This window comes from Acetobacter musti (assembly GCF_011516835.1).
Classification (GTDB): Bacteria; Pseudomonadota; Alphaproteobacteria; order Acetobacterales; family Acetobacteraceae; genus Acetobacter; species Acetobacter musti.
The window spans coordinates 1-1,083 of record NZ_WOTB01000105.1 but is presented as its reverse complement, the minus strand read 5'-3'; the positions used below and the strand labels follow the sequence as shown (position 1 = coordinate 1,083).

Sequence of the window (1,083 nt, the reverse complement as noted above, 5' to 3'; positions counted from 1 at the left end):
ATACAGCCGCCTTGCTGAGCAGGAGGACGTGCCTTATTATCCGATCCGGCAGGTTAACGAAAAACGTATGCTTGACAGCTACATAGAACTCGCCCGGCAGCAAAAAGGGGTATCTTTTCTCGGACGCCTCGGAACGTACCGTTATCTTGATATGGATGTGACTATAAGCGAAGCATTGATGGCCTGCGACAAAATCGACAGCGCTCTGCAGATATCGCCGTCAGAACTGCCGGCTTTCTTTATCGATCCACAATGAATGAGTAGGATGGTTCTTCCGTAATCAGTCTTTGAATAACGATGTGATAGTTCTTCTGCTCGCAGTCGCACGAGGTGCGACATGACAGGGTTGCCGCGACGGTCACCAATCGATCCAGCAATCTGTTCGGAAAATTATGGATGAGGATTTCGGCCCCATGGCATTGCTGCCCGTGGCAGTGGTATTCACGCCCTGTGACATGTCAACGCACCACTCTAAATCTTGGAGCGGGTGCCGCGATTTGGTAATCTAACCGAAGATTCGCCCCATAATCGTCCGCCTGTCCACCCATAGTCGAAATTTCTGGATCGCGTTGAGGATGATCCGAATCTCGGCGCTGTCGTAGCGTCGGCTGTTAGTTAATCCCAATGACAACTGCGACGAACTGAGCGGCAGTGGGGAAACTCGATTTCAGTTTATCACAGCGTGTTACAGGGCCTCTGAACTGCGTCAGTCCGGCGAGGCCGGAGCGCGTACAACGGACTTTTTATGGAGGCCGTGCTGTGGATTGCGCGCATCGGCGGCCAGTGGTCCGATTTGCCTGCCGTATTCGGCAACTGGAACGCCGACGTATTCAAGGGAACTTTCGATGACCTGCCTGACTACCCGGGCAGGGAATATACCATGGTCGACGCGACGATTGTGAAAGTTCACGGCGGCGGCAAAGGGACCAGGGGAGACTCAGAGCCAAGCCACAGGGCACCCGAAAGGCGGAATGACTGAGGTGGTCCCGTCCGTTCGGACAGTTTTGCGGGCTTGATAAGCTATACCCGGTTGTTGTTATGCCGCCCTTCTGACGGCGTTGCTGTTGGCCATCTGGTCCGGGG

At 54.3% G+C, this 1,083-nt stretch carries 2 protein-coding genes; both read left to right on the top strand.

Annotated features, from left to right (window positions below; genetic code table 11):
- Positions 1-256 (top strand): UDP-galactopyranose mutase (locus GOB93_RS20930; RefSeq protein WP_277877367.1); only part of this gene is annotated, 256 nt, incomplete at its 5' end.
- Positions 257-745: 489 nt separating this feature from the next.
- A complete protein-coding gene (locus GOB93_RS20925) occupies positions 746-979 on the top strand; it encodes a transposase (protein WP_173585274.1) in 234 nt (77 codons plus the stop codon).
- Positions 980-1,083: the final 104 nt, after the last annotated feature.

Excerpts from the sequence above, each read along its gene's own strand:
- GOB93_RS20925 (WP_173585274.1), top strand. The coding sequence starts at position 746 with ATGGAGGCCGTGCTGTGGATTGCGCGCATCGGCGGCCAGTGGTCCGAT.